The sequence below is a fragment of the Gottfriedia luciferensis genome, assembly GCF_002156865.1.
GTDB lineage: Bacteria > Bacillota > Bacilli > Bacillales > Bacillaceae_G > Gottfriedia > Gottfriedia luciferensis.
The window spans coordinates 112,768-139,622 of the sequence record NZ_NCTA01000007.1 but is presented as its reverse complement, the minus strand read 5'-3'; the positions used below and the strand labels follow the sequence as shown (position 1 = coordinate 139,622).

Sequence of the window (26,855 nt, the reverse complement as noted above, 5' to 3'; positions counted from 1 at the left end):
TCAACTTCCTTTACGAAAATTTGGTCATTACTTGACAAGATTATTTTTCAACAGCGTGTAAAAAAACAGTGTAATTCTAACGAATTACACTGTTTTTTATTAAAGTGATTCTACTTCTTCATTTGAAGCGATTGATTTTGTTTGGTTTTTATGCAACCACTGATAAATAATCGGTATTACTAAGAAACTGTTTAATGTTGATGTAATCATCCCACCAATTACAACAATTCCTAAAGTTTGAGAAATAACTGTATCACCTTGATGAGAGAATGCTAGTGGTAATAAAGTTAAAACCGTTGTAGCAGCAGTAATTAAGATTGGTCTAATCCTTGAAAGACTTCCAGATATAACTGATTCTTCAATGGTCATACCATTTTTACGATTTCGTTCAATCTTATCTACTAAAACAATACCATTTGTTACAACAATACCTGTTAACATCAATACGCCAATTAGAGCTGCTAGGTTCCATTCTCCTCCAACTATAACTAACGATATAACAACACCACTTAATGCTAATGGGATGCTTAGTAGAACAGAAATTGGCGCTCTCCATCCTTTAAATAAAGATGATGTAATGACCATTACTAATAGAATAGAGAAAGCAACAGCGATTGACATATCATAAATCATTTCTTTAACTTGTTGAGAAATACCACCCATAGAATAGCTCACACCAGTTGGAAGATTTTGCTTATGGATTATGTCATCAACTTGATTAGATACTTTACTAATATCATTTGAAGTGATTTGAGCTGTAACAATTGAATAAGGTTCCCCATTACGTTCATTAATCGTAGAAGGTGAATTATCTTTTGTAATACTAGCTATTTGATCGAATCTTACTGTTTTGTTTCCTTTAGAAGGAACCGTTTCATTTTTAAGTGAATTGATTACTTCGGCTGGAGTAGCATTTAATTGTAATTTCGGATTATTACCTGTGTTAGCTTGATCAAGATATACATCAACTGGTAGGTTAATATGGTTAACTACAAATGTTGCGTCCTTAGCTTGGGACATATATCGGTTAATTACTTTCATAATATCAGTTAATTGAACACCATTTTGATCAATTGCTTGCTGATTAAATGTTACTTTATACTTCGGTGAACCAGATGTTAAATCAATTTTGCCATCAACACTTAGACCATTAACTTTAGCAAGTTTTGTTCGAATGTTTTCAGCTGTTTTATCTAATGTAGCTTGATCAGAACCTGTAAATATTAGTTTCATTAGTGAATCATCGCCTGCGATATTTTGGCTAGAAACTGTATATGCTACATTACTAGATAATGTTGGAAGTTGTTGATTAAGTTCATTTATTACTTTATCTGCATCTTTAGCATTATTTAAAACAACAGATATGTTGGCAACATTCGGTTTTTGTAAGAATCCGCCACCTTGGTCGAATACATCATCACTTTGAGGTGTATTCGTTGAACCAAAATTAGAAGTATATGATTTTATTTTTGTGTTTTCTTTTAATGCATTTTCTACTTTTTGAACTTCATTATCTACTTGAATTAACGTACTACCTTGAGGTAATTCAAGTTTTACTGCAACTTGACCAGTTTTAGCGCTTGGCAAGAATGATACTGGTAAAAATGATCCGTAGCCTGCTGCAAAAATAAAGAGTAGTGATGAAACTATAATTGTCAGTTTTTTTCTTTTTAAAGTTCCTTTTAAAATAGGCTCCATCATTGGTTCAAGAGAAACAGCCTTCTTATTATTAGACGAACCTTTCCAGCCCATTAATGCAAGAGCAGGTAGAACAAGGATTGCAACTAAGAACGAGATAATTAATGAGATAACAACTGACCAAGCAAAGCCACTATATGAAGCACTGATGACCCCACCTACGAAAGCAATTGGAATATATACCGCAATTGTTGTTAGAGTAGAAGCTAAAATTGCTGGTAGCATCTCGTAAACAGCCGAACCTAATAAAGTAATTAAAGGTTTATCTTGATTTTGCTCTTTTTTGCGGTACATATTATCGAGAATTACAATTGAATCATCAACAATACGACCCATAGCAACAATTAGTCCTGAAACAGTTAAAATATTTAACGTAATGCCCATTGAACTTAATATAGCTGTAGTTGCTAGTAAAGAAATTGGTAAAGAAATCGCAATGACTAGTGTTGATCGAACGTTACGGAAGAAGAAGAACACGGAAATCATTGAGAATAAACAGCCTAGTAATCCTTCTCGAATTAGACCATTTAATGAATCGTTTAATTCTTTTTCACGATCTAACTGAGGTGTTAATTTTACTGAACCATCTTTTACTTGTGGCAGTTCCTTTATACGATTTTTTACATTTTCTGCTACATCAGTTATGTTTGCACTTTGTGTTTTAATAACGTTTAATTGTACACTTGTTTTTCCATCTGTTCTTGAAACAGTCTTAACGTCATTTAATGCATGAACTACCGTTCCAAATGATGAAAGTGGAATACTGTCCCCATCTGCGTTTTTAACTGTAATCTTATTTAATTGATCTGCGCTTAAAGTTAATCCATCGAATTTTACTGGGATAGATAATTGATTTTGTAGGATAGAACCTTCTGGTAAAGAAGGAACCGATACTGCTAATGCCTTATTTAAATCATCTAATGTTAACTTATTTTTTGCTAAGTCCTTCAATCTTACAGTTAGTACATACCCATCTTTAGCTCCACCGAACACCGTAACATCAGACACACCAGGGACAGTTTTAAGATGCTGAACAATATCCATTTGCGTGATTGATTTTAAAGTATTCTCATCTAATTTATCACTCGTTAAACTATATGATAAAATTGGGAAAGAACTTGTCGTGATTCGAGTAACTAACGGCTTAGATGTAATAGTTGGAGGTATATCAGCATTCTCTAATGCTCGATTTACATCAATTTCTGCTTGCTTCATATCTGTATTCATTGGAAAATACAGACTCATGAAAACTCCACCATCATAAGAGCTTGTTTCAATATCTTGTAATCCGTCTGTCGTTCTTACAGCACTTTCAAGTTTATCAGTTATATTCAGTTTAACTTGATCAGCTTGATACATTGGTAGGCGCATGCTAACGGTGAGTGTTGTATTATTGATACCAGGTAAGTAATCACGTTGCATTTTAAATGCTGATATCGCACCCCAAGCTACAATCATAACTACACAAATCAACATTAATACCGCTCGTTGCATGCTCCCTTCTACTATTTTTTTCATTATTATCCTCCTAAATGATTATGTGATTTTATAGTAAGTGTAAGAACTCTAACTGAAACTTTAATGAATAATCAATTAAAAATAGATTAAAATGCTAAAAATAGTAAATAAACGATTTATAATGACTGATATATATAAATAACTTACTTTTCGAGAGAGGTGAAAAGAGTGAGTAAGAAGATATTAATAATTGAAGATGAAGTTAATATTGCTAGAGTATTAAAGTTGGAAATTGAGTATGAAGGATATGATGTTCTCGTTGAACATAATGGAAAAGCAGGGTTGGAAGCTGCATTAAATAATGAGATTGATTTAATTTTATTAGATGTTATGTTGCCTGGATTAAGTGGAATTGAAGTATTAAGAAGGATCAGAAAGTCAAATAACTATCTCCCTGTCATTCTTTTAACAGCTAGAGATGCAACATCGGATAAAATTATGGGGCTTGATTATGGTGCAAATGATTATATTACGAAGCCTTTTGAAATTGAAGAGGTATTAGCTAGAATCCGAGCAAGCTTACGATCTAATAATATAATCCAAAACGCAATAGAAAGTGAAGAATCGGTTTTATCTGTTGAGGATTTAGAAGTAAATTTGGATACAAGAATCGTAAAGCGTAACGAGAAAGAAATCACTCTTACACCGAAAGAGTACGATCTATTAGTTTATTTATTAACGAATCAAAATAAAATCGTTACGAGAGAAGGGATTATTACAACAGTTTGGGGCTATGATTACGAAGGAGAAACAAATGTAGTTGATGTTTATATTAGGCATCTTAGAAAGAAAATTGAAGAAGATTTTGACACGCCTTTAATTCGTACAATACGTGGAGTAGGCTATACGATGAGGCAAAATTAAAATGAAAATTACCACTAAGATTAATTTAATCATTACAGCATGGCTACTAGTCATTTTAATTGTAATTAATGGTCTTGTGTTTTATTTATTTATGAAAACGACGGTAAACATGGAAGAGAATACTGTAAATCAAAAAGCACATGAAATTTTGCAAAAACATATTTTTCCTGAATCACTAATCGTAAATAAGCAACTTTTATACCCTTATATGTCTTATCATTCTTATATTCGTATAATTGATCCAAATTCAAATATCGTTACTGAGGTTAGTAATGATAAATTACTTAATAAAATAAAGCCTAAATTTACAAAGAAAGAAGAAACAAAATTAATTCCTTTTAGTGAACATCAAAATCTCGTTGTCCGAGTCCCAATAAAATTAAATCAAAAAGTAATAGGGACAATTGAAATTGGAGAGTTATTATCGGGTCTTGAAAGTAGAAAAGATATGCTATTAACAATCATGACAATCGTTACAGTCATATCTGGTATATTTTCATTAATGGCTGGGAGATGGTTAACAAGGATTATAATGAATCCAATTTCTTCTATGATTTCAACAATGGAAGATATAGAACAAAGCGGAGTTCCAAAGAAAATTCTGATTCAAAATGAAACAAAAGACGAATTACATCAAATGGCTAGTACATTTAATCGAATGATTAGTAAATTACAAGAAAACATCGATAAGCAGAAACAATTTATTTCAGATGCCTCACATGAATTAAAAACTCCGATAACCGTCATAAGTAGCTTTGCTAATTTATTGAGAAGAAGAGGGCTAAAGAACGAAGAAATTGCACAAGAAGCAATTGAAACAATTTATTCAGAAGCTAACAGAATGCAGGATCTGACTAAAACTTTGTTAAGTTTAGCAGAATCAGAACAGTTAAAAGATACGAAAATGGACACTTTTGATTTAGTGGAGCTATGCAAATCTACTTTATTGCAGCTTCAAAATGTATATAAAAGAGAAATTATATTACAAAATAAAAAATCATCTGTTTTAGTGATGGGAAATGAACTTAAAATTAAACAAGTAATTATTATTTTTTTAGACAACGCAATCAAATACAGCTCTGAGAAAATAATTATAAAAATAGAAAGTGATCAAGAGATTGCTACGTTAAAAATTAAAGATTTTGGGATTGGAATACGTGAAGAAGAGTTGGAAAATATTTTTGAAAGATTTTACCGAGTTGATAAAGCACGTAGTCGTGAAACAAGCGGTGGCACTGGTTTGGGACTTCCAATCGCTAGAAATATTGTGAAACTTCATAATGGAGAAATTAAGGTTCACAGTGAAGAAAATATTGGAACAGAAGTAGAAATAACATTCCCACTTGAGCAGAATTTTAAAGAATAAATTTGAAAACAGAAAGGCCAAAATAATGGTTTTTTTGTTTTTTTTTTTTGAGTAAATAGATTTGTTAAACATGATATATTAATAGTAATTTACCTGGTCGAATTGTGAATTGGTTGATAAGTGATGATAGATAATGTTCTTGTTCGGGAGTTAAGTTTCTATTGGATGGTTAAAAGAAATCAAATACGAACACATTTAATTTGGGAATTCGGTTGTATTGTTCCAGAAAAAATGATGAAAGAGTACTTACAAAAAGACATTTTATGTAAATAAAATAGATAGTGTAAAATTTTATTAATGATTTAAAAATAAAAAAATTCTTTTAATGCAGAATAATTTGACATATATTTGTATATATAAGCAAGTATTCTATTTAGATGTTTTGACGCAAGAATTCTTTTAAATTAGCTCTGTTAATAGTCTGAAGAAATCCATTCACTTAAGAGTGGATAGGCTTCTTAGCGTTTCTTTTTGTACCTATGGGGGTATTTGACCCATAGAATTACAACAGAGTCTTTACATCAAAAAGTATAAAAATATTCTCATTAGGAGCGATAAAATTGAATTTAGAAAAACATTTTTCACAATTTAGAAAAGAGATTATTGGGAATGAAAGATCATTTTTATCACCTTTTGGTGAACAAAAAATCATTTACTTAGATTGGGCTGCGAGCGGTAGATTATATCAAACGATTGAAGAGAAATTAATTTCTACGTTCGGACCTTTTGTTGCAAACACACACACAGAATCAAATATTACTGGAAGCACGATGACAAATTGTTACCATGAAGCACTTAAAATGATAAAAGAACATGTGAATGCCAACGCCAACGATACGATCATTACGGATGGATCAGGGATGACTGGTGTAATGAATAAATTTCAGCGAATTTTAGGATTGAAGTTACATGAAAATTTTCAATTTCGATTAAGTTTACCTGATGAAGAAAGACCGGTTGTATTTATTACAAGTATGGAACATCATAGCAACCATACTTCATGGTTAGAAACGATTTGTGATGTTGAAGTAATTCCAAACTGTGAAACAAATGTGATTGATTTAAACTATTTAAAAGAGCGACTTGAATTTTATAAAAATAAACGAAAATTAATTGGCTCATTCACTGCTTGCTCTAATGTCTCAGGTATAATAACGCCATATTATAAACTAGCTAGATTAATGCATGAATATAATGGGGTATGTTTTATTGATTTTTCAGCTTCAGCACCATATGTTGATATTGATATGAATCCTGGAGATCCAATGGAAAAACTTGATGCAATCTTATTTTCACCGCATAAATTTTTAGGAGGACCTGGTAGTAGTGGGGTATTAATTTTTGATTCTGCCATGTATAAAAATAAAATACCAGATCACCCAGGTGGAGGAACTGTAGAGTGGACAAACCCTTGGGGCGAGAAAAAATATATTAATGATATACGTGAAAGAGAAGATGGAGGTACGCCAGGATTTCTTCAAACGATAAGAACAGCTCTTGCAATCAAACTTAAAGACGCAATGGGAACAACTAATATAATAAATCGAGAAGAAGAATTAGCACATCTAGTATTAAATGAACTAAGAACAATTGATAATGTCGTATTACTTGAAGATTCAAATCACAAGCGATTAGGCTTTTATTCTTTTTATTTAAAAGATATTCATCATAATTTAGTTGTTCGTTTATTAAATGATCGATATGGTATTCAAGTCCGAGGTGGTTGTTCTTGTGCAGGAACGTATGGACATATGCTTTTAAATATTACAAGAGAAATGTCAAAAGCCATTACAAATGAAATTGATAATGGAAATATAAGTGTAAAGCCTGGTTGGATTCGAATGAGTGTACACCCAACAACTACTAATGAAGAAGTGTTGATCTTTACGAATGCCTTAAACAAAATTATTCAAAATATAGAGGAATGGAGTAAAGATTATCTTTATCTAAAAGAGAAAAATGATTTTATCCATAAAAATGCAGCAACGATTGAAGTGGGATCTTATTTTGAAATTGAAATGGCATTGAAAGGATAAGGAGCGGGAGAGAGCAGGAAAGAGCAGGAAAGAGCAGGAAAGAGCAGGAACATAAAGGACGAGAATTATTAAATTTTTTTTAAGTATCTTTTCCTATCTCCTTGATCCTGCCATTCCTGCTCTTAATATAAAAAGAATGGTGAAATTAAATAATCATTTACTGTTGACAAAATACCCTAAGGGGTATATATTTCAGTTAAGAGTATTTCACACATATTCTTAACTAGTTGGATAACACTAGTTGAATTGAGTAAGGAGTGGTTTAATGGACTACAATGATCAAGTTAAAAATAGAGTAAAAAGAATAGAAGGACAGGTGCGAGGAATTTTAAAAATGATGGAAGATGAAAAAGATTGTAAAGACGTTATAACACAGTTATCTGCAGTAAAATCGGCATTAGATCGTACGATTGGTGTAATAGTAAGTTCAAACTTAATCGATTGTGTTCGAAACGCAGAAGAAAACGGAGAAATTGCAGAAGATTTAATGAAAGAAGCTGTAAATCTATTAGTAAAAAGTAGATAGGTGTTGACACAATTTTTTATTTTAACTAGTATATACCCATATGGGTAATTTATAACAGTATATTTTTTTAGTTTCTCAAATACCCTAACAGGTATATAAAGAAAAAAAGGAGAGCAAATATGACAACGAAAAAAACAAATATCATTTTATTTAGTGGTGATTATGATAAAGCGATGGCAGCTTATATTATTGCGAATGGAGCAGCGGCTTTTGATCACGAAGTAACAATTTTTCATACATTTTGGGGATTAAATGCTTTACGAAAAGATGAACATGTAGCTACTAAAAAAGGCTTCATTGAAAAGATGTTCGGTAAGATGATGCCCCGTGGAGCTAACAAAATGGGACTTTCAAAAATGAATTTTGCTGGTTTCGGACCAAAAATGATTAAGGACATTATTAAAAAGCATAATGCGTTACCTTTACCACAATTAATTGAAATGGCCCAAGAACAAGATATTAATTTAGTAGCATGTACAATGACGATGGATTTATTAGGACTAAAGCAGGAAGAATTATTAGATAATATCCAATATGCAGGTGTTGCAGCTTATTTAGGTGAAGCAGAAGATGGTCAAGTAAACTTATTTATTTAATTTGAAAGGATTTGATAGTGATGAAAGAAATAACTGCAATTGAACTTCAAAAAGAATTAAATAATGGAAAGGGATTAAATATTATAGATGTTCGTGAAGTTGATGAGGTTGCGGCTGGCAAAATTCCAGAGGCTGTTCATATTCCACTTGGTTTAATTGAATATCGATTACATGAATTAGATAAATCAAAAGAATATATTATGGTTTGTCGATCTGGAGCTAGAAGTGGTCGTGCTACTGAATTCCTTCAATCACATGGATTTAATGTGAAAAATATGGTAGGTGGAATGCTTTCTTGGGAAGGAAACGTAGAATAATTTTTTTGATCAAAAATATACCCTATTAGGTATGTAGATTAGGAGGACTATAATGGAATTTATTAAATCAAACTTTAAACTGGATGCAAAAGGATTAGCATGTCCTATGCCGATTGTGAAAACAAAAAAAGCAATGAAAGAATTAGAAAACGGGCATGTTATTGAAGTCCAAGCAACTGATAAAGGTTCAAAGGCTGATATTAAAGCTTGGGCTGAAAGTACGAATAACCAATATTTAGGAACAATTGAGAATGGAGAAGTTTTATATCATTATATAAGAAAATCTTCAGATGAAAATGCAATTGAAAAAAGATTTGAAACGACTACATCAAATGAAGAGTTGAGTCAGAAATTAAATTCTAAAGAAAAAATGACTGTTTTAGATGTAAGAGAAGAAGCGGAGTACGCTTTTAATCATATACCAAATGCAAAGTCTATTCCTTTAGGAGATTTGGAAGAGCGATTATCCGAATTAGACAAAGATCATGAAATATATATAATTTGCCGAACTGGTAATCGTAGTGATTTTGCTGCACAATTACTTGCAAAAAACGGCTTTAAAAAAGTGTTTAATGTAGTGCCAGGAATGAGTCAATGGTCTGGCGAAACGGTAAGTATTGGTTAAGCTGAATTTTTTTTAATTAAAATTATACTATAGGGGGTATACAACAATGCCAGTCAATTCAATGCCTGCAAAAGAGGTTACAAAAAAGATTTTTAATAAAGAAGAATTATTTATTTTAGATGTTCGAAATAATGATGATTTTAAAGATTGGAAAATAGAGGGGTTAAATTTTGAACATTTAAATATACCTTATTTTGATTTACTAGACGGGGTCGAAGATATTTTGGATCAGATTCCTTCAAATAAAGAGATTTTAGTTGTATGTGCTAAAGAAGGGTCATCGATCATGGTAGCAGAAATGCTTTCCGATGAAGGGTTAGATGTATCCTATCTTCAAGGTGGAATGAAAGAATGGAGCGAACATTTAGAACCTGTAAAAATTGCTGATTTAAAAGACGGTGGAGAACTCTATCAATTTGTCCGAATTGGTAAAGGATGTTTGTCTTATATGGTCATTTCAAATGACGAGGCTGCAATCATCGATTCAACTCGAATGACGGATTACTATATTGATTTTGCAAATAGGAAGGGTGTTAAAATTAAACATGTTTTTGATACTCACCTTCATGCTGATCATATTTCAGGTGGTAGAAAAATTGCAGAAATTACGAATGCAACCTACTGGTTACCACCAAAAGATGCAACAGAAGTCACATTTAAGTATGAACCATTAGTAGATGGAAACGAAGTGAAGATTGGTAATACATCAATTAATATTGAAGCATTATACTCACCAGGACATACGATTGGTTCAACTTCATTTGTTATTGATAAAAAGTTCTTACTTTCAGGTGATATCTTATTTATTGATTCAATTGGAAGACCTGATTTAGCTGGAATGGCAGAAGATTGGGTTGGTGACCTTCGTGAAACACTTTACAAGAAATACCGTAACTTATCTACCGAGTTAATCGTTCTTCCATCACATTTTATGATTGTTGACGAGCTAAATGAAGATGGTAGTGTTTCTAAAAAATTAGGTGATTTATTTGCAGAGAACCATGGGCTTAATATTGAAAATGAAAATGAATTTAGAAAATTAGTAACAGAGAATTTACCACCTCAACCAAATTCTTATCAAGAAATTCGTGAAATGAATATGGGGAAGATTAATTTAAATGAGGAAAAGCAACGTGAAATGGAAATTGGTCCAAACCGTTGTGCAGTACGCTAACTTTAACTAACTAGGAGGAATTTAAAATGGAATCTAAAAAATTATTAGATGCAAAGGGATTAGCATGTCCAATCCCAGTTGTCAAAACAAGAAAAGCAATTGCAGAGCTTCAATCTGGAGAAGTATTAGAAATTCATGTAACGGATAAAGGTGCAAAAAATGATCTTGCAGCTTGGGCAAAATCTGGTGGACATGAGCTATTAAAACAAATTGATGAAAACGAAGTATTAAAATTTTGGATTAAAAAAGGTTAATTAATTAGATTGAGATTGGGAGGGGAGTTTTCTACTCCTCTTCTATTATAGGGGGACGTAAAATGGAATGGACCTTAATATTAGTTCTATTTTTAGTCGGATTTCTTGGGTCCTTTATTTCGGGAATGGTCGGTATTGGAGGAGCAATCATAAACTATCCAATGCTTCTATTTATTCCTCCACTTTTAGGATTTGCATCGTTCACTTCTCATCAAGTGTCTGGCATCAGTGCATTGCAAGTATTGTTTGCAACTTTAGGTGGCGTACTAAGCTACCGGAAAAGTGGCTATTTAAATAAAACTGTCATTTTAAGTATGGGAATAAGTGTACTAGTAGGAAGTTTTCTAGGTGGATTTGGTTCAAATTTACTTTCAGAACATGGCATTAATCTTGTTTATGGTATTTTAGCTATAATTGCTGTTATCTTAATGTTTATACCTAGGAAAGAGATTGAAATGTCAGCTAATGATCAAATTTCGATTAATATTTGGTTCGCTGCTAGCTTAGCATTTATTGTTGGAGTAAGTGCGGGAATCGTTGGAGCTGGTGGAGCATTTCTTCTTGTACCGATTATGTTAACAATTTTAAAAATACCAACACGTGTTACAATCGCATCCTCCTTAGCCATTACTTTTATCTCATCAATAGGAGTATCGATCGGAAAAATATCAACTGGCCAAGTTGAAATATTACCAACAATCATCGTTGTAATTGCTAGTCTAATTGCTTCACCATTAGGTGCGAAAATGGGGAAAAAGACAAAAACACCAGTTTTACGAGGAATACTAGCAGTCTTAATCGGCTTTACTGCAATAAAAATTTGGATCACAATCATAAAATCTTGGCTGATGTAACAAACATAAAAAGAACTTAGCAAAGCTGGATACTCTTAGTTGCTTTTAAGGAAGGGGTATGTTGATTTCCACTCCAGGATGCTCCCTTTCCGTGGGGCAGGTGCTGAGCCTCCTCGTCACTTTCGCTCCTGCGGGGTCTCAGCTACCCGCACTTCCCACAGGAGTCTCGCACCTTGCGTTTCAATCTGTTTCTTTATTTTTGCTTTACTCTTATAAAGCTTTTTGAAGCAACTTTCTTTCATATGATGTTTTAAAAATGTATTATCTAAAACATGTAAAAAACCAGAAAAACTATTCTCTTTGTTTTTCTGGTTTTAAATTTTTGGTTCTATTAGATTGATTAAAAGGATAAGTTTTCACTTTTATATAAACGTAATCTGAACTTTACGAATGTTTAACTTTCAAGGTGTAAACTTAATGAAGTGATAGCCCTATTCAAGGTTGCTAATTAAGGAGTATTTTTATATGGAACTAAAAAAAATAAATGAATTACCTGAAGAAAGTGTTAAATATGCACAACAACATTTAGCAAATGAAAGAACATACTTAGCTTGGTTACGAACAGCAATATCAATTACCGGTGTTGGATTTCTAACTACATCTCTTCACTTTACAATAAAAATTAGTACAAACGATTCTATTAATACACTGGCAATCTTTCTTGGAATCTACGCATGTGTAATTGGATTAATTACAGGTATATTAGCAACAATTCAATATAGCAAAAAGCGAAAAGAAATCCAAAATGGAAAATTCTTACCTGCAACTAACTCAATCATTCTAGTATCTACCTTATTTTCTTTACTAATCTTTATGATTGTTATGTATCTATCCATTTTATTGTTCAAATAAATTGCGCTTACATTTCCTTACTTTTTATTTTTAGTAGGGATATTTTTATGTAAATCGAATATTACATAAAAGGGAATCAAAAATGAATGGAGTGGTTACTATTTTATCTCCTAAATCTCACTTTGAATCAAAAATGAATGGAGTGGTTACTATTTTATCTCCTAAATCTCACTTTGAATCAATAAATGGAATGGAGCTTCATTTTACTGAATGGGGTGACAGAAAGAAACCAACAGTTATTTGCTGGCATGGATTAACTAGAAATGGTAGGGATTTTGATACTTTAGCAAAACATTTATCGAAAGATTATCATGTGATTTGCCCAGACACAATTGGTCGAGGTTTGAGCCAATGGAGCTCTTCGCCTGAACGTGATTACTGTTTTGAAAACTATGTTAACATCGCTGTTGGTTTATTAGATCGTTTAGAAATTGAACAAGTTCGTTGGGTAGGAACATCGATGGGTGGAGCGATTGGTATGCGTCTTGCTGGAACACCAGAGCATCGAAATCGAATTTCACATTTAGTATTAAATGATATAGGGGCGGGGGCATCTGAAAACCAACCACAGGATATCGAAGGAATTAAACGAATTATTCGTTATGTTGGTACACCCCCTCAATTTAGAACATTTACTGAACTAAAGAATTACTACAAGCTAATCTATAATTCATTTGGACTGTCCAATGAAAAGGAGTGGGATGAGTTTACTCAAAACTCTTGTCGAAGAAGAGATTCAGGAGGAATTAGTCCCGATTATGACCCAAATATTGCATTGCAATTTCAGCATTCTGAGGATTTAACTTTATGGAGATATTGGGAAGCGATTCAGTCTAAGATTTTTCTGATTCGAGGAGAAATTTCGGACGTATTGCCATTAGATGTGGTATTAAAGATGAAGGATACACAAAGTTTCCAAATGGAAACAATAGCGAAAATAGGTCATGCTCCTGCGTTAAATACGGATGAGCAAATTTCGATTGTTGAGAAATTTTTAAAAGATTAATTTAGTGAACACGAACACTATGTGAATTTTATTGATATAGTTGTGAACTTTGTTGATAAAGCCATGGTTTTCGTTGATAAAGTCACGTTTTTTGTTGATATAAAAGTATTTTTTGTTGATAAAACAACATAAAAAAAGATTGAACAAATTTTTTCATTCATTTGTTCAATCTTTTTTTGATTTAATTTTTTATTTAAAGAAAGTTGCCCAAAGTAAGTATACATTTAATACTGCAATGATCGAAGCGATTGTCCAGGCTACAGATTTAAGCCATGTTTTATTAACGAATTTCCCCATCTTCTTAGAATCACTAGTGAACATAACTAATGGAATAACAGCGAAAGATAACTGTAATGATAGGATAACCTGACTTAAAATCAATAAATCTGCTGTTCCTTTTGCACCGTAAAAGTAAGTTACGATTAGAGCTGGTGTAACTGCGATTAAACGAGTGATCATTCTTCTTATCCATGGTTTTAGCTTAATATTTAAAAAGCCTTCCATTACAATTTGACCAGCTAATGTACCAGTCAAAGTAGAATTTTGACCTGAAGCTAACAATGCCAATCCAAAGAATGTACTTGCTAATGTTGTTCCTAATAACGGAGTAAGAAGTTGGAATGCATCTTCAATTGATGCAACATTCGTATGACCATTTTTATAAAAAGTTGAAGCAGCTAAAATTAAGATGGCTGCATTTACAAACAAAGCAATCATTAATGCCACTGTCGAGTCAATAGTTGCAAATTTTATTGCCTCTTTCTTACCAGCATCAGATCGTTCAAACTTTCTAGTTTGAACAATAGAAGAGTGAAGATATAAATTATGAGGCATAACTGTTGCTCCTAAAATACCTAAAGAAATATAAAGCATTTTTGGATCTGAAATAATTTGTGAGCTTGGAATAAAGCCACCAAATACCGCTTTAACATCAGGTTGTGACATGATTAATTCAAATACGAAGCTACCAGTAATTAAAATGATTAATGAAATAACAAATGCTTCGATATAGCGGAATCCTTTGTTTTGTAGAAGTAGAATAAGTAATATATCTAACGTCGTTAAACAAATTCCATAAAATAGTGGAATACCAAATAATAAGTTTAAGGCTATGGCCGAACCAATTAATTCTGCTAAATCACAAGCAGCAATTGCAGCTTCACAAAGTACCCAAAGCATAAATGATACTGGTTTACTGAAGTGGTCTCGACATGCTTGAGCTAAGTCTCTACCAGTAACAATTCCTAATTTAGCAGCTAATGCTTGTAAGATAATGGCCATTATATTTGAAATCAAAATAACTGATAATAAAGTGTAATTAAAAGCAGAACCGCCTGCAATAGATGTCGCCCAGTTACCTGGATCCATATATCCTACAGCTACTAAATAGCCTGGTCCTGCGAAGGCTAAAAATTTACGAAATGAACTAGCTTTCTTTGGAACGGATAACGAACGATGGACCTCTTGTAAACTAGGTTGTGACTGTTCTTGCCTCCAGCCGTCCTCGTCATATATAACTTTTTCTTGTGTTTTCTGTGACATGTTTCCCACCACCTGTTTTATTGTACACATCAAATAGTTTTTCCCTAGGGAAAGTTTTTAAATTATATGCTGATTTTAACACAATAGTTCATAAATGTAATAAAAATTTTTTTAAAACTTCGTAAATTTTCAAATAAATGACGCCAATACTGAATAATTCTGTTTTAATATGGTTTCTACTGAATGAATATTTTTTATCCTAAAGTTCTGTTAAAAAGGAATATTGATGACTAATAGGATTGTTGTTTATTTTCGAAATGATTGAAAAGTAAATTTTTAGTGTATGTTATACTATTTAAAATAGGCAGATTTTTCAAATCGAAATTAATCTTCAGAGAATAGATAAAAATCATTTTAAACTGTCGGGGGAGAAATGAATGAAGCTTGTATTATTATTTGGACCACAGGCTGTTGGAAAAATGACTGTAGGACATGAATTAGAAAAAATAACTAATTTAAAATTGTTTCACAACCATATGACGATTGATTTAGTCAGTAATTTTTTTGATTATGGATCAAAGGAAGGAAGTAGACTAGTCAATTTGTTTCGAAATGAAATATTTGAAGAAGTTTCTAAAAGTAATTTACATGGGATTATTTTTACATATGTTTGGGCTTTTGATCATAAAGCCGATTGGGAATATGTTGAGAAAGTTTGTGAAATTTTTGAATCAAAAGGGGCAACAACCTATTTTGTAGAACTAGAAGCCGATTTAGATGAAAGACTTGCACGCAATAAAACGCCTCATAGATTAGCGCATAAACCGACAAAAAGAGATATTAAATGGTCTGAAAATAATCTAATTAAGACGATGGAAACATATAGATTAAATTCATTAGATGGTGAGATTAAAAAGGAAAACTATCTAAAAATTAATAATACGAATATGAGCGCGGAAGAAGTAGCTAATCTTATCAAGAGAGAATTTGCATTGTAAAAAGCACCTATTTTTATATTAGGTGCTTTTTGTTTTTGTAGTTGTTGCTATAGATTAAAGAATTCAAACCGGGTTATTTTTAGATCGTTTTAATGATTTTATTATCGAAATTTAGCATAAAGAAGAGGATAAGATTAAGAATACTTCAAAAAAATAACCCACCCTTGATGTATTGATTTGAATTAAAATTTTCTTAATAATTAGAATTGTATTTCAATTGAATTGAGGGGTGAATGTTTTGAGAATGAAAAAAAATAAAAGAATGAGAAAGAATGCAATACCAGCCGTAATGGCTTTAACTGTAGCATTTGGGGGATTAACAATTTTACCTTCATTTGTAAATGTAAAAGCAAGTGCAGAAACCGTAAATGAAGCTTTAAGTAAAGAAGAGATTGTAAAAGCATATCTTAATTCAAAACTTGATAGTAGTTTGGCTAAGACAGTATCTACTAACGATCAATTCAAAATTATTAGTGAAGAAGCCGATAGTTCATCCAATTCATTCCATTTTAGAACTGTTGAACAATATAAAGGAATTCCGATTTATGCTTCAGGACAAACTGTTGCGTTAGACGAAAATAATAATGTAATTGCTTCTTTTGGCAACGTAATAAAAAACTTAAGTCGCTCTATCATTCCTTCAGAAGCAGCAATTACGGAAGACGATGCAGTTAATATTGCAAAATCAAAAGTAGAGGCGGAAATAGGTGAAGTTAAACGTTATGATGGGATTGATACAGAGTTAACGATCTATCCATATAAGGGTAAGTATTATTTAACGTATATAGTAAAAGTATCAACATCCGTGCCCGCACCTGGATATTTTCATTATTTTGTAGATGCTACAAATGGAGAAATCGTAAATAGTTTTGATGCAATTGATTATGCGTTACCGGAAGTAACGCCAGTAACAGGTAAGGGACTAGATGTATTTGGAAAGATGCAATCCTTTGCTGCTGTAAAAGACCTTAATGCAGGTACAAGTTATTTACATGGAGCTTCAGTATATGGTCCATCACCTAAAGAACTTAATACTGTTCTAATCAATACATATGATGCACATCGTATGCCAGAAACAAGTTTTATTCTTCTTTCGGCGTTATTAGGATTTACAGGTTTTGAAGTACAAACGAATAGTGCGACAAACTTTTTCTATGATCCAGCTGCAATTTCAGCTTATATGAATGCAGATAAAATTAATAAGTATTATCAACAATCTGTTAAACGTAATAGTTTAGACGGAAAAGGTATGTCATTAACAAGTACAGTGCATGTTGGGTCGAAGTGGAACAACGCTGCATGGAATGGTAAGCAAATGTTATATGGAGATGGTGACGGAATCGTTCTTGGTTCATTAGCTGGTGGTTTAGATGTTACAGGACATGAGATGACGCATGGTGTTATTTCAAAAACAGCGAATTTAACCTATTCAGGTGAATCTGGGGCGCTTAACGAATCATTAGCAGATATTTTTGGACAATTAGCTCAAGACTATATACAATATCAAACAATTGCAACAACTGATCCGAAATGGGAAATGGGTGAAGACATCTATACTCCTAATAAAGCTGGAGATGGTGGATTACGCTCTTTAAGTGATCCTGGTTCTAAACGTGTTAGTACAACCTATATGTCTTCTGGTTACTATCCAGCTACTTATGATGAGAGATATTTAGGGGACTTAGATTATGGTGGGGTTCATATTAATAGTGGTATAAACAATAAGGCTGCTTATTTAATTGCAAAGGGCGGTACGAACAATGGATACACTATAAAAGGCTTAGGAAATGCAACATTACAACAAATTCTGTACAGAGCTCTAACACTTTACTTAACTCCTTCTTCTACATTTAAAGAAATGCGTGAAGCTGCTATTAGAGCTTCTAGAGATATGTACCCTGACAAAAATGGGGTACCGTCAGCACAAACACAAGCTGTAATGGATGCTTATTCTTCTGTAGGGATTAAATAATAGTCAGAGTCTCTAAGTTAAGTCGTTATTCTTAGAGGATGCTCAATAAAATTGGGACATCCTCTTTTTATGGCGAGAAGGTGGCAAGATAGTCTGGACTACAACAGTTCATAAAATAATAAGTTAGAAGTCTATCTCTGCAAATAAAATTTAAAAATCATTTTAAAATTAGTAAAACTGTAATTATAATGGACGAAATAATGATTTAGTATAATGTTTACGTAATTAGCCAGACTTTTTCGACAGCCTGACCACCTATTTTCCTAATAGGTGGTTATTTGATATGGAGATAAAAAACAAAGGCTGCCTGGGGTTCCAAAGAGCTTAGATGATAGACTAATATGGTACGGCAACCAAAATAGCAGCACACAGAGTAATTTTTATGACAGTAGGACTTTGTCTACACACTGAACCACCCGTTCGCACGGGTGGTTATTTGTTGGTTATTTAGTTGTTGTTAGGATCAGTATCGTCGTAGTAAGTTCCGCCACCAGTTTGAGCATTAAATGTCCAGTCTACTTTTAATTTGTCACCTTGGAATTGATTTTGGTCTTGTCCATTATCTACAAACTCAAATAATACGAAAATCTTTTCCTTTTGACCTGCTGGTATTCCATCTGGATCTTTTGTACTACCTACAAATTGATTAATTGCTGTCAGATCTGGAGTTTGATTTTGTAGGTCTGCTAAAGTTGTCTCAACAATCTCATTTGTAGCACTACTTGTGTTGTACATAATAGTTACTTTAATATGTTTTGCGAAGTCTTCTGTATTATTATTTTTTACGTCTTCAACATTGTATTTAGTGTTTAATAGTACTTTATTAATATCTAGAGTACCGTTATTTTCTAGTGTGAATTCACGATAGATTTGATCACCAGGTTTTAAGTTACTAATGTTTACAACTGCATTAGGATTCATACTTAAGTCTAATGTACCAGATGCAAATGTATTATCAGTTTTAATTGTATCACTGAAATATGCAAATGTTCCTCCACTAATTAATGACAAACCAATTGCTCCACTCATTACAACTTGACCAATTTTCTTAGTAAAACTCATTCCATTTCCCCCTTAAGGTATATTTATTAAACTCTTAAGCTTACTCATTAAGTACTTAAGAGAACTAACCTATTTCATCCTGCAGTTTTTTGTTCAAACTCTCTTCTTAAATGAAGTAGATTTCTTAATGCTGATAAAGTTAAGAGAATACCTGGAACGACTAATAATAGTGCTGAACCAGTTTTAGAGCTTACAAAATTTAATGCATAACCAACGTAAGGTATCGTAAAATTTGAATAGTTTCCTATAATATTTTGTGGATAAACAGTCCACAAGTCTGGGGCATCGTTGTTATCTCCTTTCGTTTTATATGAGATTTCCCCATTTTTATTGTGGACAGCTGAAATTCTATGAGTAATTAGCTTGTTGTCCATATGAAAGGTAACGATGTCTCCTTTTTCATAGGATGATGGATTTGCCCCTAATTTAATTGCTATGACAGAACCAGTGTGGAATGTAGGCTCCATCGAACCAGATAAAACAGCTTTTAATTGATAGCCTAAAATAGTAGATTCTCCACCTGTAAATCTTGATGAAATGACTATAAAGGCCAAGAAGCACAAGATTACTAAAAAAATATTCTTAATAACGCTGCCTATAATCGATAAAATTTTCTTCATCATTCGTTACCACCTATTCGTTTTGAGATGTGCTTTCTTCAATTTGAGACTTATCTTCGGAAGGATCAGATGTCCCGTTTTGGTCTGAAACTTTATCATTTTGAAGATCATTGGCACTGTTTTTTTCCTTTTCGGCATGCTCATTTAGTTTGTTATGAATGGTAGACTTAATCGTTTCAATCTTTTGAAGGTCGATTGTTTCATTTACTTGAATTAGAAGTTGATTTACAACTTCTTCCCCCTTGATTGCGTAATCATAGCTGCTACGTTCTGTTTCTGGAAGTTCATGAATCTGATTAATATAGGAGTGTAATTGGTCTTGAATAGTATGTAAGCTTATTAATTCACTATTTAATTCATGTTCTTCGTTCATTATTTTCGTAAGTAAATTAGATAATTCTGAGTCAGAAGCATCTAGTGTTGAATTCATAATTGAATCGTATAAATTATTAGCTCTAGCTGCATTGCTTTTTGCATTTGTTTCTAGTTGATCAATCGTTTTAGGAAAAACAATTGCTGCTGAAACAACTTGTTCTGATGAGGATTGGCTTGAATACGATGCCTCTGTTTGTCCAATTGTCTGCACTGCTAAGTAGAATTGAATGGAACATAAACTTGCTATAATGGAGACTTTTTTCATTACTAGTTTCAAATTTTCACTCCTTTGCAAAAAGCCCTGTTGGAATTCATTATTGCTCAATTGTCAGAAAATTGAAACCGGGTTATTTTGATGTCAAATGACTGTAGTTTTTTGTCGTAATTAACGATTACCAAAGGAAAAAAGCTAAAAACCAACGTAAAGAGAACCCACCCTCGACATATTGATTTAATTTTGAATTTTCTCAATAATTTAAATTGTAATCGAATTTCAATTCAAATAAGGGGTGAAAGTTTTGAAAAAGAAAAAAGAGAAAAGAATGAGGAAAAAAGCATTACCAGCAGTAATGGCTTTAACTGTAGCTTTTGGAGGTGGATTAACGACTTTACCTTCATTTGTAAATGTAAAAGCAAATGCAGAAACAATAAATGAAGCTTTAAGTAAAGATGATATTGTAAAATCATATCTTAATTCAAAAGTTAATGACCTTACAAAATCGGCATCGGCATGGGAACAATTCAAAATTGTTAGTGAAGAAGCTGATAGTACGACAAATACTTACCATGTAAGAACAGTTGAACAATATAAAGGAATTCCAATCTATGGTACAGGACAAGCTGTAGCACTAGATGCAAACAACAATGTATATGCATCATTTGGTATTGTTACTCAAAGATTATCTCGTGCAATTATTCCTACAGAACCTACAATTTCTCAAGAGGATGCGGAAGCAACTGCTAAAGAGAGTATTGAATCACAAATTGGTACAGTAAAAAATTATGATGGAATTGATACTGAATTAACTATTTACCCATATAATGGAAAGTATTATTTAGCATACTTAGTGAAAGCATCAACTTCTATTCCTGCACCAGGATATTTCCATTATTTTGTAGACGCAACAACTGGAAATGTGATTGATAGTTTTGATGCAATTGATAATTTAGCGGATCCAGCAAAACTAACAGTAGCGGTTGGAAAAGGACTTGATGTATTTGGAAAAATGCAGTCATTCCCTATCGGAAAGGATACATCAACTGGTACTAGCTATATGTATGGTGGATCAATTGCAGGTGGAACGACAACTGCACCTAATATAGTACCTTTAGCAACTTTTGATGCCCATCGTATGCCTGAAACTTCATTCATCTTATTGTCAGCGCTTTTAGGCTTTACTGGCTTTGAAGTAACCACAACTAGTCCAACTAATTTCTTCTATGATCCTGCAGCAATATCAGCTCATGTAAATGCTGATAAAGTAAACAAATTTTATCAAAATGTATTTAAGCGAAACAGTTTAGATGATAAAGGTATGGCTTTAATTAGTACAGTTCACGTTGGAGCAAAATGGAACAACGCAGCTTGGAACGGTAAACAAATGCTATACGGAGATGGTGACGGAATTGTATTAGGTGCACTTTCTGGCGGTTTAGACGTAATTGGTCATGAAATGACGCACGGTGTTATTGAAAAGTCTGGAGTTAATTTAACATATAAAAATGAGTCAGGGGCTATAAACGAATCTTTAGCAGATATTTTTGGAACATTCGTTCAAATTTATACAACTAAAGTTGATGAGTGGGAAATGGGAGAAGATGTATACACTCCTACTAAAGCAGGGGATGGCGGCCTTCGTTCATTAAGAGATCCAGGGTCTGTTCGTGTAAGTACAAAATATATGCCATCAGGTTATTACCCAGATACGTATGATGAAAGATATTTAGGAACTGAAGACAATGGTGGGGTTCACATTAATAGTGGAATCAACAACAAAGCTGCATACTTAATCTCAGAAGGTGGAACAAATAATGGTTACACAATTAAGGGAGTCGGTGTTACTGTAGCTCAAAAAATTTATTATCGTGCTTTAACGAAATACTTAACAGCTTCTTCTGGATTTAAAGAAATGAGAACTGCGGCAGTTCAAGCAGCGCGCGATCTATACCCAGATAATAAAACAACTGGTGCACCTTCTGCTCAAACACAAGCAGTAATGGATGCTTATTCATCAGTAGGTGTTAATTAATTTATAAACTAAAGACCATGAATAGCCTCCCTGTTCATGGTTTTTATAGTACATTTGGAAAGTGGAAAACTGACGTAGTTGCAAATGTAATGCTTAAGTTTAACTAAGCTTAGGAATTCGTATTGGCTCTCCATTCTACAAGTTTTCTTTTTATCATCTTTTTACGATCTCCTGACTTATATTAAACGAATAGTAAAAAAATACTATTTATTAGTTAATTCTCTATTAGAATTACCTAATAAATTGTGTTTTAAGAACCATGGAATCTAGTGAGAACTATTGTATATTTAGAATAAATTTTTGGATAGGGGGGAGATTTATTGGTTGAGGGAGAGATTATTAAGTTTTATCGAATTAAAGCCGGACTTACACAAGAGGAACTAGGAAAAGGAATTTGTTCTTCTAAGCATGTAGGGAAAATTGAAAGAGGCAATACATCATATTCTTCCGAAATTATTTCATTATTTTCTAAGCGATTACAAATTGATATCCAAAAAGAAATCCTGAACTTTGAAAACGTAGAAAATAAACTACAAAACTGGCATACAGCCATTATTAAACTGAGAATGAATGATGTTGAAAAATATAAAAAAGATCTCGAAAAAAGCCCATTTATTAACTCATCAAAGTATGATGCCAAGTATCAACTGCTCTTAGCAAGATACTATTTACTGATGAACGATTATCAAAATGCTCAAATCATTATACAAAATATCCAAAAAGATTATAATGACCTACCTTTTTATGAAAGAAATCTCCTATTACATGTTATAGGGATTTATTATTTAAATAATTACAATAATTCAAGTACTGAAAACCATCAAAAAGCAATTCAAACTTTAAAAAAAATTGATATAAATGAGTACGGGAATCCTGAATACTACTATCATTTAGCAGTAGCGTATGCCTGGGTGGATGCTAAAGTAATGGCATATGTAAATGCAGAAAAAGCACTTAAGCATTTTAAAGATTCAAGAAATTTTTTACGTGCAATTAATGCAGAATCAATTATGTTATTACAAGTTGGCAATGATATACATCTTGATTTTAAAAGTATGAAACGGGCATATAAAAATCTAATTCATGACAGTGAAGCTTTGAATGCACCAGATAAAACAGGAATGTTATTAAATAATTTTGCTCTTGAATACTATAAGAGACAAGAGTATGAAAAAGCACAAAAGTATTATAAGGCTGCTTTACAATTGGAGAAAAAACCTTCAGTGATTCATCTTCAACGACTTAATAATTATCTCAAATGTTCTCACGAAGGAAAGTTAATGCGCAAGTCTGTGTTATTAAACAATGCTCAAAAGGGTTTAGCAATGGCTGAAGAGTTAAACAATCGTCATTATCAGATTTTGTTTACATTATTAATCCTTTCGATCGAAAATAACACGAATGAATACATACAGTATATAGAAAAGACAGCTTTTCCTTACTTTCAGTCGCGTAAACACACAGTTCAAATGAAACGCTATGGTAAAGTACTTTATGATCATTATTTAGAAATTAAAGAATTTGAGAAAGCAATAGAGTTTTCCAATCTCTTGTTAAATGAATTAAGTATACATAATTAAAGGACTGATATGAAACAGTTCTTTCAGACTGCCCGCCAAACGCTCGCTTTCTTCGTTGCTTCGCCTGCCTGCGGTGCTCATTACCGTTTAAGGGTAACTCCGCTCCTCGCCAGGCTTCGCGCCTCGAAAGACAAACGTTTTCAATCAGTCTGAAATCAGATAAATAGGACTTTGTCTACACACTGAGACTAGAAAAATTCTAGTCTTTTTCAGCGTGTTGAATAGATAACGGTCAATATGATAAAAGGCCATTAAGAGAACATTATTGATGATAAAGTTAGTATTTTTTGATGATCTATTAATGAATTTAAGTGTTAATCTGTTTTGAGAATATTTATAACTCCATCAAATTCAAATCATTAGATAGATCGATTTTTATCAGTTTAAAATATTAAATACTAATTTTTATAAAAATGAATTCAAAGGGCAGGAAAAGCAGGAAAAGCAGATAGGAAATATATTATATAGAGGAATTCAATAAAATGCTTTAAAGTCTTTTAATATCTTTTCATTTCACTTTCCCCTTAATCCTGCATTTCCTTGTTCCTGCTCTTAAGCAAGCATACTGTAATGGAAATGAACATCACTCAACTTCCTTTACGAAAATATAGTGATTATTTGACAAGATTATTTTTCAACAACGTGAGAAGACTAGAAAAATTCTAGTCTTTTTATTTTGTAGTCGAAGTCTTAAAAATTTGAATAACTCTAGTCTTTTCTATTTAAGATAAGTTACAATACTAATGAAATTTCTTTGCAAGAGAAGAGGATTAAAAAAATGAAACAAATGTATTCAATAGGACAAAGGACAATTAAGACTGCGATTGGCAGTGGCATTTCACTTATGATTGCAGAAGCTTTAAATCTGCAAAATTACAGCACTGCTGCTGTAGTTACTTTATTAAGTATTCAAAATACGAAACGCAGATCATTTATGGTAGCAATTCAACGATTCGTTGCTTCTGTTATTGCAATGTTAATTGGTTGGATGATGTTTGAATTTATAAGCTATTCGCCATTAACAGTTGTCATCTATTTTTTATTAACCATTCCATTATTAGTCACGCTTAAGCTTCAAGAAGGGATTATTCCTAGCTCGGTAATCGTTTTGCAGATTTATGTCAGTAAAGATAAGTCAATTTCGTTTTTGTTAAATCAAGTTGAAATATTAGCAGTTGGAATCTTAATCGCATTAATCATGAACACTTATATGCCAAGTATTGAGAAGAAGATGATTGAATCACAAAAGAAAATCGAACAAAATTTTAAAATGTTATTGTTAAACATCGCTTTAAAAATGAAAGGGAAAGATGAAGATTCACAAGATGAATTATTGATCGAGACAAAAAAACTTTTACATACAGCAAAAACTTTAGCTTACAGACAGGTAGAAAATAGTTTTATAAAGACAAATTTATATTATATTAATTATTTTGAAATGAGAGAACGTCAATTTGAAATCTTATCGAATCAAATTATGCCACTCCTAAAAAAAGTTGATTTAAATTATCCGCATGCAAAAATTGTTGCAGAGTTTTTTGAAGACACAGGCGTTTACTTAAAAGAAAAGTCAACAGGAATTGAACTTCTAGGCGAGTTTAGTCATATGATGCAAGATTTTCGAAAGATGCCATTACCAGAAACAAGAGATGAATTTGAAACTAGAGCAAGTTTAATGATGATTGTTTATGAGCTAGAAAAAATTATTTCATTAAAGTTGGAATTTTATTCCGATAATCAAAGTGCATTGGAAGAAAATGAAATGATTAAATCAAATAACATGTGAAAGTAGCAATGAGTGAATCGTTCGAATACCGGTAATACCGATAAATTTAATATCATACAATGAAGAGTAGAAGAGAAATCTATTTTCTCTGATGGAGGTGTATGATGCTAAATCAATCAGAACTTGTCACTTACTTTCAAGAAGTAGAAATTTGGTGCGGCAATGTTTTGCAACTTCTAGCTGAAAGATATGACCATATTCAAGAAAAAGAACTATTAGAATATAAAGTAAAATTATTGTTAAATAGGATGGGAACTAAAAGCTATTATGTTGATCAAAATTCTTTTTTAGATGAAATTAGTATGGATGTAGATGATATTCAGGAGCGTTTAATTTCATTGTTAAATGAAGAAGAGTATGATGATAGCTATGCATATCGCGTAATGGATGTAGAAGAGAAAGTTGGAATTGGTAAGCATGAGCTCCCACCGTTACCTTATCCATATAATGCGCTCGAACCATATATATCAAAAGAAATTATGATGCTCCATCATGATAAACATCATAAAAGTTATGTAGATGGGTTAAATAAGGCAGAAATTGAATTAGAAAAAGCTCGAAAAAATAATCAATATGATTTACTAAAGCATTGGGAACGAGAACTGGCATTTCATGGCTCTGGTCACTATTTGCATACAATATTTTGGAATAATTTAAGTAAATCAGGTGGAGGGCAACCTCATGGTGCATTATTAAAACAAATAGAAGATGATTTTGGTAGTTATGAAGCTTTCAAAGAACACTTTACACAGGCTGCTAAAAAGGTGGAAGGAGTAGGCTGGGCAATTTTAGTTTGGGCACCGCGAGCAAATCGTTTAGAGATTCTACAAACTGAAAAACATCAGTTATTTACCCAATGGGATACAATTCCTTTACTAGTTTTAGATGTTTGGGAGCATGCTTATTATTTACAATATAAATTTGATAAGGATGCGTATATAACTAATTTTTGGAACATTGTAAACTGGCCAGATGTGAATTATCGATATGATTATGCAAGCCAATTGAAATGGAAACCATTTTATTAAATGATAAAACGTAAGAG

General features: G+C 32.3%; 23 protein-coding genes. 18 read left to right on the top strand and 5 right to left on the bottom strand.

Translation table 11 applies throughout. The features are described 5' to 3' along the window. Positions 1-99: 99 nt before the first annotated feature. Positions 100-3,216 carry an efflux RND transporter permease subunit gene (locus tag B7R67_RS08255; RefSeq protein WP_088069342.1) on the bottom strand — a complete coding sequence of 1,039 codons (3,117 nt, stop codon included), beginning with the start codon at positions 3,214-3,216 and terminating at the stop codon, positions 100-102. 168 nt (positions 3,217-3,384) lie between these two features. Here B7R67_RS08255 and B7R67_RS08250 point away from each other — a divergent pair, with 168 nt between their 5' ends. The 12 genes from B7R67_RS08250 to B7R67_RS08195 all read left to right on the top strand — a co-directional run bounded on the left by B7R67_RS08250 (position 3,385) and on the right by B7R67_RS08195 (position 13,686). Then, on the top strand, positions 3,385-4,080 hold the full coding sequence (locus tag B7R67_RS08250) for a response regulator transcription factor (protein WP_088069340.1): 696 nt from the start codon (positions 3,385-3,387) through the stop codon (positions 4,078-4,080). 1 nt (position 4,081) lies between these two features. Next, a complete protein-coding gene (locus tag B7R67_RS08245) occupies positions 4,082-5,446 on the top strand; it encodes a sensor histidine kinase (protein WP_088069338.1) in 1,365 nt (454 codons plus the stop codon). Positions 5,447-6,006: 560 nt separating this feature from the next. Next, entirely contained in the window at positions 6,007-7,482 is a 1,476-nt protein-coding gene (locus B7R67_RS08240; RefSeq protein ID WP_088069336.1) for an aminotransferase class V-fold PLP-dependent enzyme, read from the top strand. A gap of 265 nt (positions 7,483-7,747) precedes the next feature. Beyond that, positions 7,748-8,008 carry a metal-sensitive transcriptional regulator gene (locus B7R67_RS08235; protein WP_088069334.1) on the top strand — a complete coding sequence of 87 codons (261 nt, stop codon included), beginning with the start codon at positions 7,748-7,750 and terminating at the stop codon, positions 8,006-8,008. A gap of 119 nt (positions 8,009-8,127) precedes the next feature. Next, the gene (locus tag B7R67_RS08230) at positions 8,128-8,604 is read left to right on the top strand and encodes a DsrE/DsrF/DrsH-like family protein (protein WP_088069332.1); all 477 of its coding nucleotides are present in this window, start codon (positions 8,128-8,130) and stop codon (positions 8,602-8,604) included. Positions 8,605-8,624: 20 nt separating this feature from the next. Further along, complete coding sequence (locus B7R67_RS08225) at positions 8,625-8,921, top strand: rhodanese-like domain-containing protein (protein ID WP_088069330.1); 297 nt, start codon at positions 8,625-8,627, stop codon at positions 8,919-8,921. Between the two features lie 52 nt (positions 8,922-8,973). Further along, complete coding sequence (locus tag B7R67_RS08220; RefSeq protein WP_088069328.1) at positions 8,974-9,546, top strand: sulfurtransferase TusA family protein; 573 nt, start codon at positions 8,974-8,976, stop codon at positions 9,544-9,546. A 46-nt stretch (positions 9,547-9,592) separates the two neighbouring features. Then, on the top strand, positions 9,593-10,720 hold the full coding sequence (locus B7R67_RS08215) for an MBL fold metallo-hydrolase (protein WP_088069326.1): 1,128 nt from the start codon (positions 9,593-9,595) through the stop codon (positions 10,718-10,720). 26 nt (positions 10,721-10,746) lie between these two features. Continuing rightward, positions 10,747-10,974, top strand: a complete 228-nt coding sequence (locus B7R67_RS08210; RefSeq protein ID WP_088069324.1) for a sulfurtransferase TusA family protein — start codon at positions 10,747-10,749, stop codon at positions 10,972-10,974. A 62-nt stretch (positions 10,975-11,036) separates the two neighbouring features. Further along, on the top strand, positions 11,037-11,828 hold the full coding sequence (locus tag B7R67_RS08205; protein ID WP_088069322.1) for a sulfite exporter TauE/SafE family protein: 792 nt from the start codon (positions 11,037-11,039) through the stop codon (positions 11,826-11,828). Positions 11,829-12,293: 465 nt separating this feature from the next. Beyond that, entirely contained in the window at positions 12,294-12,680 is a 387-nt protein-coding gene (locus tag B7R67_RS08200) for a YidH family protein (protein ID WP_088069320.1), read from the top strand. 82 nt (positions 12,681-12,762) lie between these two features. Continuing rightward, positions 12,763-13,686 carry an alpha/beta fold hydrolase gene (locus B7R67_RS08195; RefSeq protein ID WP_088069319.1) on the top strand — a complete coding sequence of 308 codons (924 nt, stop codon included), beginning with the start codon at positions 12,763-12,765 and terminating at the stop codon, positions 13,684-13,686. A 189-nt stretch (positions 13,687-13,875) separates the two neighbouring features. Here the strand turns inward: B7R67_RS08195 and B7R67_RS08190 are convergent, their stop codons facing one another. Further along, complete coding sequence (locus tag B7R67_RS08190; protein WP_088069317.1) at positions 13,876-15,228, bottom strand: Nramp family divalent metal transporter; 1,353 nt, start codon at positions 15,226-15,228, stop codon at positions 13,876-13,878. Between the two features lie 377 nt (positions 15,229-15,605). Between B7R67_RS08190 and B7R67_RS08185 the strand changes: the two genes are divergently transcribed. Together B7R67_RS08185 and B7R67_RS08180 are read left to right on the top strand one after the other, a co-directional pair. Next, complete coding sequence (locus B7R67_RS08185; RefSeq protein ID WP_088069315.1) at positions 15,606-16,166, top strand: DEAD/DEAH box helicase family protein; 561 nt, start codon at positions 15,606-15,608, stop codon at positions 16,164-16,166. Between the two features lie 244 nt (positions 16,167-16,410). Next, positions 16,411-18,138, top strand: coding sequence for a M4 family metallopeptidase (locus B7R67_RS08180; protein ID WP_088069351.1), 1,728 nt, complete (start codon positions 16,411-16,413; stop codon positions 18,136-18,138). A gap of 447 nt (positions 18,139-18,585) precedes the next feature. On the opposite strand, the gene B7R67_RS08175 is transcribed toward B7R67_RS08180, so the two are convergent. The 3 genes from B7R67_RS08175 to B7R67_RS08165 form a co-directional block, all read right to left on the bottom strand. After that, complete coding sequence (locus B7R67_RS08175) at positions 18,586-19,200, bottom strand: TasA family protein (RefSeq protein ID WP_088069313.1); 615 nt, start codon at positions 19,198-19,200, stop codon at positions 18,586-18,588. A 74-nt stretch (positions 19,201-19,274) separates the two neighbouring features. Further along, entirely contained in the window at positions 19,275-19,823 is a 549-nt protein-coding gene (sipW, locus tag B7R67_RS08170) for a signal peptidase I SipW (RefSeq protein ID WP_235822118.1), read from the bottom strand. A 10-nt stretch (positions 19,824-19,833) separates the two neighbouring features. Next, complete coding sequence (locus B7R67_RS08165; RefSeq protein ID WP_088069308.1) at positions 19,834-20,472, bottom strand: DUF4047 domain-containing protein; 639 nt, start codon at positions 20,470-20,472, stop codon at positions 19,834-19,836. Positions 20,473-20,737: 265 nt separating this feature from the next. On the opposite strand from B7R67_RS08165, the gene B7R67_RS08160 reads away from it, so the two are divergent. From B7R67_RS08160 to B7R67_RS08145, 4 genes are all read left to right on the top strand, one after another. Further along, positions 20,738-22,444, top strand: a complete 1,707-nt coding sequence (locus tag B7R67_RS08160; protein WP_088069349.1) for a M4 family metallopeptidase — start codon at positions 20,738-20,740, stop codon at positions 22,442-22,444. A 320-nt stretch (positions 22,445-22,764) separates the two neighbouring features. After that, positions 22,765-24,024 (top strand): helix-turn-helix domain-containing protein, encoded by a 1,260-nt coding sequence (locus tag B7R67_RS08155; RefSeq protein WP_088069307.1) that lies wholly within the window; start codon positions 22,765-22,767, stop codon positions 24,022-24,024. 778 nt (positions 24,025-24,802) lie between these two features. Beyond that, positions 24,803-25,810 carry an aromatic acid exporter family protein gene (locus tag B7R67_RS08150; protein WP_088069305.1) on the top strand — a complete coding sequence of 336 codons (1,008 nt, stop codon included), beginning with the start codon at positions 24,803-24,805 and terminating at the stop codon, positions 25,808-25,810. A 104-nt stretch (positions 25,811-25,914) separates the two neighbouring features. Then, entirely contained in the window at positions 25,915-26,838 is a 924-nt protein-coding gene (locus B7R67_RS08145) for a superoxide dismutase (RefSeq protein WP_088069304.1), read from the top strand. Positions 26,839-26,855 lie beyond the last annotated feature (17 nt).